Source organism: Nocardioides sp. SYSU D00038 (genome assembly GCF_016924665.1).
GTDB lineage: Bacteria > Actinomycetota > Actinomycetes > Propionibacteriales > Nocardioidaceae > Nocardioides.
The window spans coordinates 294,729-311,826 of record NZ_JAFFJT010000016.1; the positions used below are offsets into that span (position 1 = coordinate 294,729).

The following is a 17,098-nucleotide window of genomic DNA, read 5'->3' on the forward strand; positions in this document are numbered from 1 at the left end:
GCACCCCGGCCGACCCCCGAACCACGCCCGCGATGTACCACCGATTCGCAACACCTGGATATATCGCTACGATAGGTCGCATGGCACGTCGTGCGGAGACCATCGAGCTGGCAGTCCTCGGGCTGCTGCACGAGGGACCCATGCACGGCTACGAGCTGCGCAAGCGACTCAACCTGATGCTGGGGTGGGGTCGGGTGCTGTCGTACGGCTCGCTCTACCCCACCCTGAAGAAGATGCTGCGCGGCCAGCTGATCGAGGAGCTCACCGCCTCGACCACGCCGGTCACCCGGCGTCCGCGCATCGTCTACCAGGTCACCGAGGCCGGCACCCGCGAGTTCGAGCGGCTGATGTCCGAGGTGGGCCCCACGGCGTGGGAGGACGACAACTTCGACATCCGGTTCGCCTTCTTCGGGCGCACCGACATGGAGATCCGGCTCCGCGTGCTCGAGGGGCGGCGCATCCGGCTCCAGGAGCGGCTCGACCGGGTGCAGCGCGAGCTGCAGATGACCGAGCAGGAGGTCGACCGCTACGCGGCCGAGCTCCAGCGGCACGGGGTCGAGTCGGTCGAGCGCGAGGTCAAGTGGCTCTCCGAGCTGATCAACGCTGAACGCAACAACATCCCGCCGGCCCCTGCGGCTGACCAGAGTTGAAAACCAGAAAGGAATCCCGATGGGTTCGGTTCGAGTAGCAATCGTGGGGGTCGGCAACTGCGCCAGCTCCCTCGTCCAGGGCGTGGAGTACTACAAGGACGCCGACCCGCAGGGTGTCGTCCCGGGTCTCATGCACGTCGCGTTCGGCGACTACCACGTCAAGGACGTGGAGTTCGTGGCGGCGTTCGACGTCGACGACATGAAGGTCGGCAAGGACCTCTCGGAGGCGATCAACGCCTCGCAGAACAACACCATCAAGATCTGCGACGTCCCGACCCTGGGCGTCGAGGTGCAGCGCGGCCCGACCCTCGACGGGCTCGGCAAGTACTACCGCCAGACCATCTCCGAGTCCGCGGCCGATCCGGTCGACGTCGTGCAGACGCTCAAGGACCGCCAGGTCGACGTGATGGTGTCCTACCTGCCGGTGGGCTCCGAGGAGGCCGACAAGTTCTACGCCCAGTGCGCGATCGACGCCGGCGTGGGCTTCGTCAACGCGCTGCCCGTCTTCATCGCGTCCGACCCCGAGTGGGCCAAGAAGTTCGAGGACGCCGGCGTCCCGATCGTCGGTGACGACATCAAGTCGCAGGTGGGCGCCACCATCACCCACCGCGTGATGGCGAAGCTGTTCGAGGACCGCGGCGTCGTGCTCGACCGCACCTACCAGCTCAACGTCGGCGGCAACATGGACTTCAAGAACATGCTCGAGCGCGAGCGCCTGGAGTCCAAGAAGATCTCCAAGACCCAGGCCGTCACCTCCAACCTCCAGGGCGAGCTGGCCGGCAAGGTCCACGACCGCAACGTGCACATCGGCCCGTCCGACTACGTCGAGTGGCTCGACGACCGCAAGTGGGCCTACGTCCGCCTCGAGGGCCGCGCCTTCGGCGACGCCCCGCTGAACCTCGAGTACAAGCTCGAGGTCTGGGACTCCCCGAACTCCGCAGGCATCATCATCGACGCGATCCGCGCCGCGAAGATCGCCAAGGACCGTGGCATCGGAGGCCCGATCATCTCCGCGTCGTCGTACCTGATGAAGTCCCCGCCGGTGCAGCTGCCCGACGAGGAGGGTCGCCGCCGCGTGGAGGCCTTCATCGAGGGCGCCGAGTAGGACCGAGGAACGAGGTCCCGCTCGACACCGCCCGAAGGTCGAGCAAGCCCGCGGCTGAGGAACGAGGCCGCGACGGCGCGACGAGACCAGGCACCGACGAGACCGAGGAACGAGGTCCCGCTCGGCACCGCCCGAAGGTCGAGCAAGCCCGCGGCTGAGGAACGAGGCCGCGACGGCGCGTCGAGACCAGGGCACGAGTAGGACCGAGGAGCCACCGCGGTACACCGCCAACGACACGACGGCCCGCCTGCTGCTGCAGGCGGGCCGTCGTGCGTCCGGGACCGGTCGCTGGCCGCTCAGCGACGCCGGAGCCGGACCTTGACGCGGTAGGTCTTCGCGCCGGCGCTGTTGCCCACCTTCACCACCAGCGCCGCCCGGGGCCGAGCACCCCGTGCGAGCAGCCGCTTCAGGGCGGCGGCGTTCCTGAACGTGACCCGGACCCGGGTGGTCCGCCCGGGCGGCAGCACGAGATCGACCTTCTTGACCCGGAAGGTCTTGCGACCGACCCGCACCTTGCCGGTGACCGCCACGTCGCACCGGGCGTCGCAGCGGGCCGAGACCCGCAGCTTGCCGATCTTCTGGGCCCGGGCGGCGCGGAACCTGGTCGCGGCCCGCTGGACGGTGCGCCGGAAGGTGGCGATCGCCGAGCTGTCGTAGCCGCCGACGTGCAGCGCGCGCCCGCTGCGGCTGAAGGCCATCTGGTAGATCCCGAGCAGCCCGTCGGACTTCGTGGGGCAGGTGAGCGGACTGACGGTCGCGGTCACGCAGCCGCGCCGGGTGAGGGTGTCGTCGGCGCCTCGGTCGAGCACCACCAGCCCGGCGGAGCCGCTGCCGCCGGTGACCAGCTGGTCGTCGTCGGGGTCGAGCGCGAGGGCCTGGACACCCTCGAGGCCGCCCGTGGTGCGCGCGCACCCGGAGGTGGCGAGGCTGTCCTGCAGGCACCAGGCACCCACGAGGGTCCCGGCAGACGTCCGGCGCAGGAGGGTCACGGCGTCGTCGTAGCTGGAGGCGACGTAGACGGCGCGGCCGTCGCGGGTCAGGGCCAGACCGGACGCACCGTCGAGCGGCAGCGGCGTCGTGGTGCAGCCCGGCGCGGGGGACAGGGTGTCGGTGAGGCAGCGGGGGGCAGAGAGTGAGCCGGTGCGGCGGTTGCGGGTGAAGCTGGTGACGCTGCCGCCGTAGCCGGCCGTCACGAGGTGGCGGCCGTCGGCAGAGACCTTGACGTCGGCGACCGAGTCCAGCCCCGGGCCGGCGGCGCAGCCCGCGAGGTCGACGGCCCAGCAGCCGCGGGCGGCGAACGAGCCCGACGCCGAGCGGTCGAAGTGGACGACGGCGCGGTCCTCGGACGCCGCCACGTAGAAGTCGTCACCGGCGGGCGCCATGGCCACGTTGTAGGCGTATCGCAGGCCGTTGACCTTGGTGGCGCACGGGCCGGTCGGGGCGCTCACGCAACCACCGTTGCTGAGGGTCCCGTTGGCGGCGACCCTGATCCGCACCAGGGCGTGGTCGGCGGCTGCGGCGACGTAGAGGTCGCGACCGTCGGGGCTCACCGCCATCCCCCACGCCTCGCCGAGACCCTCGGCCGGGGTGCACCCGGCCGGGGCGGGCGGGTCGGCGACGCAGCTGCGGTAGGTCAGCGCGCCCGAGGCCGAGCGCGTGAACGACAGCACCGCTGACTCCTTGAACGCGGAGGCGAACAGGAAGCGGTCGTCGGGCGAGACGACGGGGTATCCCAACCCGCTGGCCGCCTCCACCCCCGCGGCGCAGGCGTGGCCGACGGGGACCCCGCCGTCGACGTCGCCCACGCAGCCAACGGGGGTGAGCACGCCGGGTCGGGCCGCGCGGGCCGGGGCTCCGGCGACGGTGAGGGCGGCCAGCAGGCCGCCGAGCAGGGCGAGGACGACGAGCAACGAGGTTCGGCGAGCAGCCGCTGAGGAGTTCACCGGCGCATCGTCACACGGGCGTCCCTCGGTCGTCACCGACCTCGGCGTCCCGGTCTGGTCGCCTCAGCGCGCCTCGGCGGCGGCCTTGATCCGGCCGAGGGTCTGCCGCATGCCGTCCTCGAGCTCACCGGTGAACGACGGGACGCCGCCGAGCGCGACCGTGGTCAGCCCGGTCGAGATCTTGGAGATGCCCCGCGGCACCTCGCGGCGCTGGGTCACCCGGGTGCCGGTGGGGGTCGGCTCGAGCCGGAACGACCACACCGCGTAGTTCTCCTTCACCCGGAACGCGAAGTCCTCGTGGGGGGTGAACCGCACCACCTTCGCCTGGGTGGGCCACAGCAGCAGCTTGCGCCGGTTGAGGTTGAGGAACGTCGTCCCCTCGCGCACCGTGCCGCCGCGCACGAAGGTGCGCACGACCTGGGGGCTCCACTCCGCCATCCGCGGGAGATCGGTCACCAGCGACCAGACCGTCGCGGGTGGGGCGTCGATGTCGATCGTGGCCTCGAGCTGCGTCATGCCCGGAAGTTACCAACGGGTACGGCGCACGTCGACGTGGCCGCCGTCACGCTCAGGGGAACCGGAGCGCCAGCAGCGTGGTGTCGTCGTCGCCGCCGCCGGGGGCACCGCGCAGCACCGACTCGACCCAGCCGTCGAGCGGTCCGTCACCGGGGCCGGCGCCGGCGGTGGCGCGCAGCTGCCGCAGCGACTCGGCGAGGTCGGTGCCCCGCCGCTCGACCAGGCCGTCGGTGTAGAGCAGCAGCGAGCCGCCCGGTGGCAGCTCGACCACGGTGCCGGTGGAGGTGCCCGAGCCGAGGCCGAGCAGCGGCCGTTGTGCGACCGCGACGTCGATCGGGCCGTCCGGGCCGAAGACCAGCGGCTGGGGGTGGCCGGCGCTGCACAGCTCGACCCGACGGGTGCCCCGGTCGACGACCGCGACCACCGCGGTGGCGACCTGCTCGCCGAGCATCTCCGCGACCAGGTGGTCGAGGAGGTCGAGCGCGGCCGGGGTGGTCGCGCCGCCGTAGAGGTAGGCGCGCAGGGCCGTGCGGACCTGGGTCATCGCGGCCGCGGCGCCCACCCCGTGGCCGGCGACGTCGCCGACCACGAACGCCAGGCGCTGGTCGTCGACGGCGACGGCGTCCCACCAGTCGCCGCCGAGCTGGTGCTCCGAGGCGGGCAGGTAGCGCACGGCCAGGTCGATGCCCGGGAACTGCGGTGGCCGCGGCGGCAGCACGCTGCGCTGCAGCGACTCGGCGAGCGCGATCTGCTCCCGCGACCGCTGCAGCAGCAGGCCGTTGACGTGGGCGCGGAGCCCGGTCGCGACGTCCTCGACCCACGGCTCCCAGGGCCGGCTGTGCCCGCGCACCACCTCGCGCCACGCGTCGAAGCTGCGCCGGGGCGAGAGCCGCACGGTGTCGTCGTCGCCGAGCGCGACCTCCTTCTCGTCGGGATCGCCGCCCCAGGAGACCATCTCGACCAGCTCGGGCCGCAGCCACACCAGCCAGCGCTCGGGCGAGGAGCCGATGACCAGCGCGCCGGCGGCGCTCGGCGTGGTCGCGAGCTCGGGCACCAGGCCGGCCAGGTGGTCGGTGGTCACGGGCACGCCGTCGAGCCCGTCGGGCATCGCGGCCACGATGCGCTGCACGTCGGCGGGGTCGGGCACCGCCCCGGCGGTGACGTAGGCGTCGTCGTAGCGCAGCGCCACCCCGGTCGCACCCACCAGCCGCAGCAGCTCGGGGTCGGAGACGATCGCCTCGAAGGTCTGCTCCGGCGACGCCGCGATCCGGGTGGTGACCCGGGCCAGGGCGTCGCGGGCCAGCAGCGCGGCCTCGCGCGCGTCGGCCCGCTCGCGGTCGGCGATCTGGGCCGAGGCCACCTGGCCGAGGAACGACGCCGCGGCGCGCGCGTCCTGGGCGGGGCGGTGCGACCCGGAGTAGTGGTGGCAGGCGATCAGGCCCCACAGCTCGTCGTCGATCACCAACGAGACCGACATCGAGGCGGTGACGCCCATGTTGCCGAGGTACTCCAGGTGGATCGGCGAGACGCTGCGCAGGGTCGAGTGCGTGAGGTCCAGCGGCGCCCCGTCGTCGTCGACCACCGGGTGCAGCCGCACCGGCTCGTAGTCGACGTCGGCGATCAGCCGGGTCCAGTTCAGGGTGTAGAGCCGGCGGGCCTGGGCCGGGATGTCGGAGGCGGGGTAGTGCAGGCCGAGGAAGGAGTCGAGGTCGTCGCGCTTCTGCTCGGCCACCACCTCGCCGTTCCAGTGCCGGTCGAAGCGGTAGACCATCACCCGGTCGAACTCCGTGAGCGCGCGCACCTCGACGGCCAGCTGGGCGACCAGGTCGTCCACGGTCGCGTGCGAGGAGAGCCGGGCCATCGCGGAGCGGGCCGACTGGTAGCTGAGCAGCGTCGAGCGCGGCCGGCCGAAGGTCTCGAGCTCCACCACGATCCGCCGGCCCGAGCGGTGGACGACGACGTCGACCTCCTCGCCGGCGAGCCGGCCGCCCCGGCCGCCCTCGAGCACCACGACCAGCGGCTCGTGGACGGCCCACTCCTCGATGCGGTCGCGCACCTGCGCGGCCACCGGCTCGCCGAGCACCTCGGCCAGGGTGCGTCCGAGCGCGTCGTCGGCCTCGATGCCCAGCATCGTGCCGCTGTTGGCCGAGGTCATCACCACCCGGTGGGTCTCCTCGTCGAGCGCGAGCAGCACGCCGTGGGGCTGGATCGCGCCCGGCACGTGGATCGGCTCGCGGTCGCACGTCGAGAGGTCGACGGCGGGGTACGCAGGGGTGTGCGAGGCGGACGCCGTCACGTGGCACCCCCACGGGTGGAGCCGCTGGCCGCGGCGGGCCCTAGTCTCGGAGGGTGACCGAGCGCCCGTTTGCCTGCACCGTCGAGGACGGCGTCCTCAACGTCGCCGGCGCGCTCGACGAGCTGGCGATCATCACCCTGCGCAACGCGGTCGCCGAGCACAGCTCGGAGCACACCCGCGACCTGGTGGTCAGCCTCGACGAGGTCGACTACCTGCCGAGCGTCGCGATCGGCGTGCTCACCCGCGCCATGTCGCGCGCGCAGACCTCGGGCGCGGAGCTCACCCTGGTGGCCCGTCCCGGATCGATGGCCCAGCGCGTGCTCGGCATCAACGGCCTGCCGCACCGGCCGACGATCGCCGCCGTGCAGGGCGACGAGTCCGGCCTCCTGGCCTGAGGTCACGCCCGGCCCCCGAGGAACGTCGCCGCCAACCACGCCGTGACGCAGGTGCCGTCGGAGTCGTCGACGGTCCACATCGCGCTGAGCGCCTCGACCATGGCCAGCCCCCGACCGCGCTCGGCGAGGGTGTCGACCTGCTGCACGGTGGGCCGCGAGTCGCCGCCGCCGTCGCGGACGCTGAGCCGCAGGTGCCGGTCCTCGAGCGCGAAGACGACCTCGAGCCGACCGTCGGGCGTGGGGCGGCCGTGGTCGAGCGCGTTGGCGACCAGCTCGCCGAGCACGATCACGGCGTCCTGGGCGAGCGGACGGGGCACCTGGGCCCCGTCGAGGAACTCGTGCAGCCGGAGCCGGGCCTCCCTGCTGGAGCCGGTGGCGAAGGGCAGGCGCAGCGCCGAGGTGATGTCGTCCCCCATGCGCATCACGCCGCGTGGCTCAGCTGGTGCGGTGGGGCAGGCCGCAGACGGTGAGCACCCGCTGGGCGACCGAGCCCTCGGTGGCGAGGAGCTCGAGGTCCACTCCCGACTCCTCGGCGCGCCGGCGCGCCGCGGCGACGACGCCCACGGCCAGGCTCGGGAAGTAGTCGACCGCACCCAGGTCGACGACCAGGTCGCGGGTGAAGCCCTCCGAGTGCTTCTCCAGCTCCTCGCGCAGCTGGGGTCCGGTCGACTCGTCGACCTCGCCGGTGACGGTCAGGACCGCGGTGTCGGCGTCGTAGGAGGTGGTGAGGGTGTCGGCATCCACGGGCGCAGCCTAACGCCTCCACCCGCGCGGGGTGGTGGCCCGACCCGCCCTCGGCGCCCACGCTCATCCGAAGGGGTGACGCCGGACGGCGGGCTAGGGTCACGGGGTGAGGTCTCGGGAGCTTCGCGTCGACTTCGACGCCGAACGGCGTCGGCTGGTCGTCACCGGCGACGTCGACGAGCGCTCGCTGGGTGCCCTGCGCGGCGCCCTCGCGACCTACGGCTACGAGCGGCGCGACGACCTCGAGGTCGACCTCTCCGGCGTCACCCACCTGCCCAGCGTGGCGATCGGCGTGCTGGCGGTGGCGCTCAAGACCTCCGACGTGGTCGGCTGCCGGCTCGACCTGGTGGCCCAGCAGGGCTCGGTCGCCCAGCGCACGCTGGAGATCTGCACCATTCCCCATCGCCGGACCTGACCCTGCCGCCGGGCACGGACGCGCCGTCACAGGGCTCGGATGCGCTGGAAGTTGCGGCCGCCGCGGCCGAAGGAGGCCAGCACCGCGTCGGGCACCTCGGTGGCGGTCTCCCACCGGCACGGCCGCACGTGCACCAGGTCGACCTCCCGCGCCGCCTCGGCACCGTCGTGGTGCCACCAGCCGGTCACCAGGCCGTGGTGGAAGGTGCCCTCGTAGAGGGTCCACACCACCGAGCCGAGCGGCACCTCCATGAACCGGCGCAGCCGCCGGGCCACCCGCAGGCCGTGCTCGCGGCAGGTGGCGTCGAGCGCCTCGTCGGCGTCCCGCGGAGGTACGGCGAGCCGCCCGCCCATGCCGACCAGCCCGAGGCGCAGCGCCCGCTCGACCGCCCGGTGGGCGTCGACCGCGTCGTCGCGCGAGCGCATCGGGGCCCGGAAGTGCGCCACCGCGACCCCGACGCGAGGCTGCTCCTCGTCGATCGGGTGCCACACGCCACGGCAGTCCTCGAACCCCGTGACCGGTGCTGCGCCGGGCCACATGTGACGCAGGTACCCGCACCCGCCGGTGGGGAATCCCCCGATGTCGGTGACAGGAGGGGGTCAGGAGCGCGAGGCCCACCACTCCAGCAGCGCGGTGCGGGCCTCGTCCTCGGTCATCGGGCCCCGGTCGAGCCGCACCTCGAGCAGGTGCCGGTAGGCCGCCCCGACCTCGCGACCCGGGCCGATCCCGAGGATCTCCATGATCTGGTTGCCGTCGAGGTCGGGCCGGATGGCGTCGAGCTCCTCCTGCTCGCGCAGCCGGGCGATCCGGGCCTCGAGGTCGTCGTAGGTGCGTCGCAGCCGGTCGGCCTTGCGCTGGTTGCGGGTCGTGCAGTCGGCGCGGGTGAGCACGTGCAGCCGCTCGAGCTGCTCGCCGGCGTCGCGGACGTAGCGGCGCACCGCCGAGTCGGTCCACTCCCCCGAGCCGTAGCCGTGGAAGCGCAGGTGCAGCTCGACCAGGCGCGCGACCGCCTCGACCTCGTCGTTGGAGAACCGCAGCGCCCGCATCCGCTTGCGGGTCAGCTTGGCGCCCACCACGTCGTGGTGGTGGAAGGTCACCGAGCCGTCGTCGAGGAACCGCCGGGTGCGGGGCTTGCCGACGTCGTGCATCAGCGCTGCCAGCCGCGAGACCAGGTCGGGGCCGCCCCCGGGCAGCCGCGACTCGAGGTCGATCGACTGCTCCAGCACCGTCAGCGTGTGCTCGTAGACGTCCTTGTGGCGGTGGTGCTCGTCGCGCTCGAGCGCGAGCGCGGGCAGCTCGGGCAGCACCCGCTGGGCCAGGCCGGTCTCGACGAGCAGGCTCAGACCGCGCCGGGGGTGGGGCGCCAGCACCAGCTTGACCAGCTCGTCGCGCACCCGCTCGGCGGAGATGATGTCGATCCGGTCGGCCATCGCGGTCATCGCGGCCACCACCTCGGGCGCGACCTCGAAGCCGAGCTGGGCGGCGAACCGGGCGGCCCGCAGCATCCGCAGCGGGTCGTCGGAGAACGAGTCCTCGGGCCGGCCGGGGGTGCGCAGCACCCGGTGGGCGAGGTCGACGACACCGCCGTGGGGATCCTCGACCTCGCGGCCCGGGAGCCGGACCGCCATCGCGTTGACGGTGAAGTCGCGCCGCCCGAGGTCGCCGTCGAGCGAGTCGCCGTACGCCACGTCGGGCTTGCGGGAGTCGGGGTCGTAGCTCTCCGAGCGGTAGGTGGTGACCTCGACGGTCCACTCGCCCTTGCGGCAGCCGATGGTGCCGAAGTCGCGGCCCATGTCCCACAGCGCATCGCCCCAGCCGCCGAGGAGCCGCTCGGTCTGCTCGGGCCGGGCCGAGGTCGTGAAGTCGAGGTCGACGTGGTGGCGGCCGAGCATCGCGTCGCGCACGGGCCCGCCCACCAGCGCCAGCTCGTGGCCGGCGGCGGCGAAGAGGCGACCGAGGTCGTCGATCACCGGCGCGATCCGGTCCAGCTCCCGCGTGACCGCGCGCTGCACCTCGACGATGCTCAGGGGCTGGTTCTCGGCGTCGGACACGGGGGCGCAGTCTATTCGCTCGCGGTGGTCCCCGGCGCCGCGGCCGGGGGTCGCGCCACGGGTAGGGTCGCGGCATGGTCCGCCGGTCACTGCTGCCTGCCCTCGTGGCGGCCGCCGCGGGCCTGGTGGCCACCGTGCTCACCCCGGCCGCGGGCCACGCCGACGACGCCCGGACGGCGGTGCGCGCCGCTCCTCCGGTCACCCGAGCCGCTCCGGCGGTCGACACCCCGCTCTCGGTCGAGCTCGACTCGCTGACCCCCTCCACCATCCCGACCCGCGGGCAGATCCGGGTCTCGGGCACCGTCACCAACCTCGACGACGTGCCGTGGACCACGGTCAACCTCTACGCCCTGGTCTCCGCCGAGCCGATGACCACCGCCGCCGAGCTCTCCGCGGCGGCCCAGCTGCCGCCCGACGTCGCGGTCGGCGAGCGGATCACCGACCTGCCGCGGGCCATGGACACCGTGCCGGAGCTGCTGCCCGGCGACAGCACGTCGTTCTCGTTCTCGGTGCCGCGCAGCCGGCTCGGCCAGCTGCGGCCGGGCGTCTACTGGTTCGGCGTGCACGCCCTCGGTCAGGGCCCCGACGGCCGCGACACCAACGCCGACGGCCGGGCCCGCACCTTCCTGCCGCTGGTGCCGCAGCGGCAGGGCGGGGCGGCCGCCGCCACGGTGCCCGGCGCGGTCGTGGTGCCGCTGCGGCGCGGCATCGAGTACGACGCCGACGGGTCGGTGCGCGACCTGCGCGGCTGGACCCAGGCCCTCGGCCCGGGCGGCCGACTGCGCTCGCTGGTCGACTTCGGCACCGCCTCGGGCGAGGAGTCGGTGAGCTGGGTGGTCGACCCCGCGCTGGTCACCGCCGTCCGCCGGATCGCGGCCGGCAACCCGCCGCGGTCGCTGGCCCCCACGCTGCCGCCGGAGGAGGAGAAGCCCTCCGCGTCGCCGTCGGCGTCCGGGGCGACCCTCACCCCCGACGCCACCGACCCCGAGCTCGACCCGCCCGACGCCTCGCTCGACGGCGGCGGAGACGGCGACGAGCAGGGCGGGAACGACGACGGGAGCGACGGCGGGGGCGGCGACGGCGGCGACGGCGGGGGTGAGCCCCGGATGCCGGAGCTCACCGCGCTGGAGGCGGAGGCGGCGGCCACCGCCCAGGTCTGGCTCGACCGGCTCGAGGCGACGCTGCCACGCGACGAGGTGCTGACCCTGCCGTTCGGCGACGTCGACGTCGCCGCCGCGGCCAAGCACGACCCCGAGCTGCTCGACCGCGCCGAGCAGCGCAGCGGCAGCCGCCTGGCGCCGTGGGACCTGCCCGCCACGCCGGTGGTCTCCTCGCCCAGCGGCTTCCTCGACCTCGCGGCGCTCCGCACGGCCTCCGACGACAGCACGGTGCTGGTGACCGACCAGCTGTTCGCCGCGCAGGAGACCGGGCCGGTGCCGACGGTCGTCGACGTCGCGGGCCGGCGGGTGGTCGTGACCTCCTCGGGCGCCGCGTCTGGCGGCCCGCTGCCGGGCGACCCGCTGGCCACCGTGGCGTTCCGCCAGCGGATCCTCGGCGAGGCCGCGGTGCGTGCGCTGTCTGCCGACCCGCAGCCGCTGGTGGTGATGCTCCCCCACGACTGGAACCCCGTCTCGGCGACCGGCTTCTTCTCCGGGCTCGACGTCCCGTGGTTCGACCTCGGCTCGCTGCGCAGCATCTCCTCGCGCCCCGCCTCGAGGCTGGCGGACACGGCGATCGTCTACCCCGAGCGCCAGGCCGACACCGAGGTGCCGGCCTCGGGCTTCGCGGCCGCCCGGTCGCTGATCGGCGCCGGCACGTCGCTCCAGGCGATCCTCACCCGCAACGACGCCGTCGCCGCCACGGTCGCGGGCCAGGCGCTCACCACCACCTCCTACGCCGCCCGCCGGCGGCCCGAGCGGTTCCGCGAGTCCGCGGCCGCCGCGGAGGAGTGGGTGGCGGACCGGCTCGGCGAGGTCACCGTCGACGCCCCGGTCGCGGTCACGCTCTCCAGCGAGAGCGGCAAGTTCCTCGCCACGCTGACCAACGGGCTGGCCCAGCCGGTGCGGGTCGGCCTCCAGGCCCGCACCGACGACGGCCTGGAGATCTCCGGGCCGGGCAGCGTCGACATCGCCGCCGACGGGCGGGCCGCCGTGCTCCTCGACGCCCGCACCCAGGAGCGCGGCGTGCAGCTGCACCGGGTGGTGCTCGAGGTCACCGACCCCGAGGGCACCGCGATCGGCGCCAGCGACGACCTGTCGCTGCGCTCGGCGCAGGTGAGCGACGTGATCTGGCTGTTCATGGGCACCGGTGCGGCGCTGCTGTTCTCGGCGATCGGCTTCCGGCTCTACCGCCGGGCCCGGCGCGCGCGCCGGGCGGCCGACGACGAGCCGGTCGACCCACCCGTCGACGAGCCGGTCGACGCGCCATGACCGACCGCGACGCCGACGGGCTCGACGACGCCAGCCTCGAGGACTGGGACGGCGGCGACGAGGCTGCAGACGACTGGCGCGACCACCCCGACGACGAGCGCACCGCCACCCGGATCGGCATCCCGGCCGTCGAGCGGATCCGTCGGGCCACCCAGGACGCCGCCGACCAGGACGCGATCCTGGGGCACAGCGCGATCATGGCCGCCGGCACCGTGGTGTCGCGCCTCAGCGGCTACGTGCGCTCGATCCTGCTCGCGGCGGCGCTGGGCAACCTGCTGCACGCCGACGTGTTCAACATCGCGAACACGATCCCCAACATGCTCTACATCCTGCTGGCCGGCGGCATCTTCAACGCCGTGCTGGTGCCGCAGCTGGTGCGGGCGATGCGGCTCGACGCCGACGGCGGCGAGGCCTACACCAACCGGGTGATCACGCTCGCCGCGCTGTTCCTCGGCGCGGTGACGGTCGGCCTGGTGGTCGCGGCGCCGTGGGTGATGCGGCTCTTCTTCGACCCCGGCTGGCCGCCCGACGCCCGCGACTCGGTGGTCGACTTCGCCCGGCTCTGCCTGCCGCAGGTCTTCTTCTACGGCATGTACGTGCTGGTCGGGCAGATCCTCAACGCCCGCGGGCGGTTCGGGCCGATGATGTGGGCACCGATCGCCAACAACGTGATCAGCGTGGTGGTGCTGGTCGGCTACCTGTTCCTCTTCGGCACCGCCGACACCACCGAGCGGTGCGCCGGCTTCGACACCGGCGAGGAGCTGCTGCTCGGCATCGGCTCGACGCTCGGCATCGCCGCCCAGCTGCTGATCCTCCTGCCCTACCTGCGCTCGGCGGGCTTCACCTTCAAGCCGCGCTTCGACTTCCGCGGCACCGGGCTCGGCCACACCCTGCGGCTCGGGGTGTGGACGGTGCTGTTCGTGATCGTCAACCAGGTCGCCTACACCGTGGTGGTGCGGCTCGCGTCGTCCGGCACCGTGCAGGCCGACGGGTGCGGCGCGGGCGGGGCAGCGACCGGCACCGGCTACTCGGTCTACTCCTCGACGTTCCTCATCATGATGGTGCCGCACTCGGTGATCACCGTGTCGCTGGCGACCGCGATCCTGCCGCTGCTCTCGGCCCGCGCCGCCGACGGCGACCTGCGCGGCCTCGGGCGCACCCTCGGCGAGACGCTGCGCACCGCGCTGGTCGTCGTGGTGCCGTTCGCCGCCGTGCTGCCGGTGCTGGCGCCGACCCTGGCCCGGGTGATCTGGGGCTACGGCGCCGCGGCCGACACGGTCGACAACTACGTCGCCTCGCTCGCGCTGTTCGGGCCCGGGCTGGTCGCCTTCACCGTGCACTACCTGATGCTGCGCGGCTTCTACGCGCTCGAGCAGACCCGCACGGTCTTCCACGTGCAGTGCGTCGTGGCCGCGGTCAACATCGCCGCCGCGGTGGCGCTGGTGGGCCTGACCTCGGCCAGCGACACCTCGCCCGCCCTGGTCGTGAGCTACACCGCGGCGTACGCCGTGGGCGCCGCCATCTCGTTCGTGCTGCTGCGGCGCCGGCTCGGCGACCTCCAGGACCACCTGCTGACGCGGTTCCTCGTCCGGCTGGCCCTGGCGGTCGCGGTGGCCGCGGGCGGCGCGCTGCTGGTCGCCCGGCTGCTGCCCGGCACCGACGACGCGAGCGTGCTCTCGGCGGGGCTGCAGGCCACGGTCATCGCCGCCGAGGCGGGGACGGCGTTCCTCGCCATGGCCCAGGCCCTGCGGATCACCGAGGTGACCTCGGTCGTCGCCAAGGTGACCCGCCGCCTGCCGTTCGGCGCGGGGCGCTGAGGCACGCCTACGATGGCCCCACGGCACACCGCTGAGGTGAGACGCACGACGGAAGGTCAGGGACGAGGTGCCGCAGAGCATCCGCCCCGGTGACGAGCTCGCCGGGCGGTACCGGCTGGTCGACCTGCTCAGCGAGAGCGGGGGCGGCCGGTTCTGGCGTGCGCACGACCGGGTGCTCGAGCGCCACGTCGCCCTCCACGTGATCCCCGCCGAGGACGACCGGGCCGACGCGCTGCTCGAGGCGGCCCGGCGCTCGGCCACCGTGCTCGACCGGCGGATCCTGCGGGTGCTCGACGCCGAGCGGGTCGACGGGCACTGCTACGTCGTCAACGAGTGGGGCTCCGGCACCTCCATGGACATCATGCTCGCCAACAACGGCGCGCTGAGTCCTCGCCGCGCGGCCTGGGTGGTCTCGGAGGTGGCCGACTCGGTGGCCGCGGCCCACGCGGCCGGCGTCACCCACGGCCGCCTGTCGCCCGAGAACGTGCTCGTCGACGCCACCGGCGCGGTGCGCATCATCGGGTGCTGCGTCGACGCCGCCCTGCACGGGCTGGGGCCGGCCGAGCCGGCCGGCGACGTGCGCGACCTGGCCGGGCTGCTCTACGCCGGGCTCACCGGTCGGTGGGCCGGCGGCTCGCCGTCCGCCGTCACGCCCGCGCCCAGCGGGCCCGCCGGGGTGCTCCGGCCGCGTCAGGTGCGCGCGGGGATCCCGCGGGTGCTCGACGCGTTGTGCGACGAGCTGCTCAACGGCCGGCACGCCCGCACCCGCGACCCGCGCGACCTCGGCAGCGCCCGCGCCGTGCACGCCGCGCTGGTCGACTTCGTCGGCGACGCCACCGGGATGCAGGAGGCGATGGCGGCCGCGCACCCGGGGCGCCACGAGATCGTCAGCCTGCCGGCGGTGCCCGAGCTCAAGGCCCGCGACGCCGGCCCGGTCACCGGCTCCCGGCTCGGCGACACCGCCGAGCGGCCCCGCACCCGCACCCCCGCGCCGGACCCGGCCCCGGAGCCCCAGCCTCGGCCCCAGCCTCAGCCCCAGCCTCAGCCCCAGCCTCGGCTCGAGCCACCGCCGGCGCCGGCACCCGCCCGGTCGGCCGACCTGCCGACCCAGGCCGGGGTGCCGATCTTCGACGACGAGAGCGACGACGTCTCGTGGTTTGCCGCCCGCAACGAGACGCCGCCCCCGCCGCCGCCGTTCGAGGACCCTCCTGAGCGGCCGCTGTTCGCCCCCGAGCCCGAGGACGGCCGGCCGGTGCGGCGGGCCAGGCACCCGCTCGCGACGGCGCCGGCGGCGCAGCCCGGGGAGTACTGGCCGTGGGACACCGGCCGCACCACCGGCAGCGGCCTGCTCCCGGTCGTCGACGACGACGAGCCGCCCCCGGGCCGGCGCTGGCTGCGGCTCGCGGTGGCGCTGACCGTGCTGCTCCTGCTGGGGGTCGCGGTGCTGGTCGCCTACAACCTCGGCCGCGGCCGCACCCTGCTCGGCGCCGAGCCCGACGACCCCCCCACCACGTCGACCCCGTCGTCGTCCGCCACCGCCGGCGACCCGACCCCGTCGGCCTCGCCCGGGGTGCCGGTCGAGGGCGTCACCGCGCGCGACCTCGACCCCCAGGGCGAGCCGCCCGAGGAGAACCCCGAGGACGTCGCCGCCGTGGTCGACGGCGACCCGGCGACCACCTGGGAGACCAGCACCTACAAGCAGGACCTCGGCCCGCGCGGCCTCAAGGAGGGCGTCGGCCTGGTGCTCGACCTGGGCGCCAGCGTGCCGGTCTCCGCCGTCGACCTGACGCTGGTGGGGTCGCCCACTGCGGTCACCCTCTACCTCTCCGACGACGACCCCGCCGAGATCACCGGCGACATCACCGGTGACATCACCGGGCTCACCGAGGTCGGCGCCGACGCCGAGTTCGGCATCGAGGGCACCATCACGACAGCCTCGGGCTCGACCGGTCGCTACCTCGTGGTGTGGCTGACCTCGCTGCCGCGCACCGACGACGGCCAGTTCCGCGCGGAGGTCGCCGAGGTCGTGGTGCGCGGATGACCGACGAGCGCACCGACGAGCAGCTGCTGCGCGCCCACGTGGCCGGCGACCCCGACGCCTTCGGCGTGCTCTTCGGTCGGCACCGCGACCGGCTCTGGGCGGTGGCGCTGCGCACCCTCGGCAACCCCGAGGACGCCGCCGACGGCCTCCAGGACGGCATGATCGCGGCGTTCCGCCGGGCCGGCTCGTTCCGCGGCGACGCGGCGGTGACCACCTGGCTGCACCGGGTCGTGGTCAACGCCTGCCTCGACCGGGTGCGCGCCGAGAAGGTACGCCGCGCCGACCCGCTCCCCGACGACCTCGACGACCACCGCGACCGCGGCTCGGCGGCCTCCTCCGACGCGACCGCCGACCCGGCCGACCTCGCCGTCAGCGGGGAGCGGCGCGCCGTCGTGCTGCGGGCGCTCGCGGAGCTGCCGGCCGAGCAGCGGGCCGCGCTGGTGCTGGTCGACATGGAGGGTTACTCGGTGGCCGACGCCGCCGCGATCCTCGACTGCGCGGTCGGCACGGTGAAGTCGCGGTGCTCGCGCGGCCGGGCCCGGCTGGCGGTCGCGCTCGAGCCGCTGCGCCCTTCCCGGCGGAGCGCCGGTGACCCGGCTCACCCGCCGTCCCGGAACCCCCCGCCCTCGCCGTCCGTCGAACACCTGGATCCGAGCCGCGCCCCGCCCGAGCCGGTCTGACCCACCCCACCCACCC

General features: G+C 74.4%; 15 protein-coding genes. 8 read left to right on the forward strand and 7 right to left on the reverse strand.

Going from position 1 to position 17,098, the window contains the following annotated elements:
* The first annotated feature begins 80 nt into the window (after positions 1-80).
* Together JT721_RS09985 and JT721_RS09990 are read left to right on the forward strand one after the other, a co-directional pair.
* Positions 81-650 carry a PadR family transcriptional regulator gene (locus JT721_RS09985; protein ID WP_205472946.1) on the forward strand — a complete coding sequence of 190 codons (570 nt, stop codon included), beginning with the start codon at positions 81-83 and terminating at the stop codon, positions 648-650.
* 19 nt (positions 651-669) lie between these two features.
* Positions 670-1,755: an inositol-3-phosphate synthase gene (locus tag JT721_RS09990; protein WP_205472947.1), complete on the forward strand. Its 1,086-nt coding sequence runs from the start codon at positions 670-672 to the stop codon at positions 1,753-1,755.
* 296 nt (positions 1,756-2,051) lie between these two features.
* On the opposite strand, the gene JT721_RS09995 is transcribed toward JT721_RS09990, so the two are convergent.
* The 3 genes from JT721_RS09995 to JT721_RS10005 form a co-directional block, all read right to left on the reverse strand.
* Positions 2,052-3,698 carry a hypothetical protein gene (locus tag JT721_RS09995; RefSeq protein WP_205472949.1) on the reverse strand — a complete coding sequence of 549 codons (1,647 nt, stop codon included), beginning with the start codon at positions 3,696-3,698 and terminating at the stop codon, positions 2,052-2,054.
* A 63-nt stretch (positions 3,699-3,761) separates the two neighbouring features.
* Positions 3,762-4,214, reverse strand: a complete 453-nt coding sequence (locus JT721_RS10000; RefSeq protein ID WP_205472950.1) for an SRPBCC family protein — start codon at positions 4,212-4,214, stop codon at positions 3,762-3,764.
* Between the two features lie 52 nt (positions 4,215-4,266).
* Complete coding sequence (locus tag JT721_RS10005; RefSeq protein WP_205472951.1) at positions 4,267-6,510, reverse strand: SpoIIE family protein phosphatase; 2,244 nt, start codon at positions 6,508-6,510, stop codon at positions 4,267-4,269.
* Positions 6,511-6,563: 53 nt separating this feature from the next.
* Between JT721_RS10005 and JT721_RS10010 the strand changes: the two genes are divergently transcribed.
* Positions 6,564-6,905, forward strand: coding sequence for an STAS domain-containing protein (locus tag JT721_RS10010; RefSeq protein WP_205472952.1), 342 nt, complete (start codon positions 6,564-6,566; stop codon positions 6,903-6,905).
* 2 nt (positions 6,906-6,907) lie between these two features.
* Here JT721_RS10010 and JT721_RS10015 read toward each other — a convergent pair whose 3' ends face one another.
* Both JT721_RS10015 and JT721_RS10020 read right to left on the reverse strand, forming a co-directional pair.
* Positions 6,908-7,327, reverse strand: a complete 420-nt coding sequence (locus JT721_RS10015) for an ATP-binding protein (protein ID WP_240340506.1) — start codon at positions 7,325-7,327, stop codon at positions 6,908-6,910.
* Positions 7,328-7,340: 13 nt separating this feature from the next.
* Positions 7,341-7,649 (reverse strand): STAS domain-containing protein, encoded by a 309-nt coding sequence (locus JT721_RS10020; protein ID WP_205472954.1) that lies wholly within the window; start codon positions 7,647-7,649, stop codon positions 7,341-7,343.
* Between the two features lie 106 nt (positions 7,650-7,755).
* On the opposite strand from JT721_RS10020, the gene JT721_RS10025 reads away from it, so the two are divergent.
* Positions 7,756-8,064, forward strand: a complete 309-nt coding sequence (locus JT721_RS10025; protein ID WP_205472955.1) for an STAS domain-containing protein — start codon at positions 7,756-7,758, stop codon at positions 8,062-8,064.
* A gap of 26 nt (positions 8,065-8,090) precedes the next feature.
* Here JT721_RS10025 and JT721_RS10030 read toward each other — a convergent pair whose 3' ends face one another.
* Positions 8,091-8,555, reverse strand: coding sequence for a GAF domain-containing protein (locus JT721_RS10030; protein ID WP_307827981.1), 465 nt, complete (start codon positions 8,553-8,555; stop codon positions 8,091-8,093).
* 108 nt (positions 8,556-8,663) lie between these two features.
* A complete protein-coding gene (locus tag JT721_RS10035; protein ID WP_307827992.1) occupies positions 8,664-10,085 on the reverse strand; it encodes a CCA tRNA nucleotidyltransferase in 1,422 nt (473 codons plus the stop codon).
* Between the two features lie 104 nt (positions 10,086-10,189).
* On the opposite strand from JT721_RS10035, the gene JT721_RS10040 reads away from it, so the two are divergent.
* From JT721_RS10040 to sigM, 4 genes are all read left to right on the forward strand, one after another.
* A complete protein-coding gene (locus JT721_RS10040) occupies positions 10,190-12,544 on the forward strand; it encodes a DUF6049 family protein (RefSeq protein WP_205472957.1) in 2,355 nt (784 codons plus the stop codon).
* Positions 12,541-14,361: a murein biosynthesis integral membrane protein MurJ gene (murJ, locus tag JT721_RS10045; RefSeq protein WP_240340424.1), complete on the forward strand. Its 1,821-nt coding sequence runs from the start codon at positions 12,541-12,543 to the stop codon at positions 14,359-14,361. The genes JT721_RS10040 and murJ overlap by 4 nt, the downstream gene beginning before the upstream one ends.
* A gap of 67 nt (positions 14,362-14,428) precedes the next feature.
* The gene (locus JT721_RS10050) at positions 14,429-16,402 is read left to right on the forward strand and encodes a protein kinase family protein (protein WP_205472958.1); all 1,974 of its coding nucleotides are present in this window, start codon (positions 14,429-14,431) and stop codon (positions 16,400-16,402) included.
* Positions 16,399-17,082, forward strand: a complete 684-nt coding sequence (gene sigM / locus JT721_RS10055) for an RNA polymerase sigma factor SigM (protein WP_205472959.1) — start codon at positions 16,399-16,401, stop codon at positions 17,080-17,082. The genes JT721_RS10050 and sigM overlap by 4 nt, the downstream gene beginning before the upstream one ends.
* Positions 17,083-17,098: the final 16 nt, after the last annotated feature.

Excerpts from the sequence above, each read along its gene's own strand:
- murJ (WP_240340424.1), top strand. The coding sequence starts at position 12,541 with ATGACCGACCGCGACGCCGACGGGCTCGACGACGCCAGCCTCGAGGAC.
- JT721_RS09985 (WP_205472946.1), top strand. The coding sequence starts at position 81 with ATGGCACGTCGTGCGGAGACCATCGAGCTGGCAGTCCTCGGGCTGCTG.
- sigM (WP_205472959.1), top strand. The coding sequence starts at position 16,399 with ATGACCGACGAGCGCACCGACGAGCAGCTGCTGCGCGCCCACGTGGCC.
- JT721_RS10015 (WP_240340506.1), bottom strand. The coding sequence starts at position 7,327 with ATGCGCATGGGGGACGACATCACCTCGGCGCTGCGCCTGCCCTTCGCC.
- JT721_RS09990 (WP_205472947.1), top strand. The coding sequence starts at position 670 with ATGGGTTCGGTTCGAGTAGCAATCGTGGGGGTCGGCAACTGCGCCAGC.
- JT721_RS10000 (WP_205472950.1), bottom strand. The coding sequence starts at position 4,214 with ATGACGCAGCTCGAGGCCACGATCGACATCGACGCCCCACCCGCGACG.
- JT721_RS10040 (WP_205472957.1), top strand. The coding sequence starts at position 10,190 with ATGGTCCGCCGGTCACTGCTGCCTGCCCTCGTGGCGGCCGCCGCGGGC.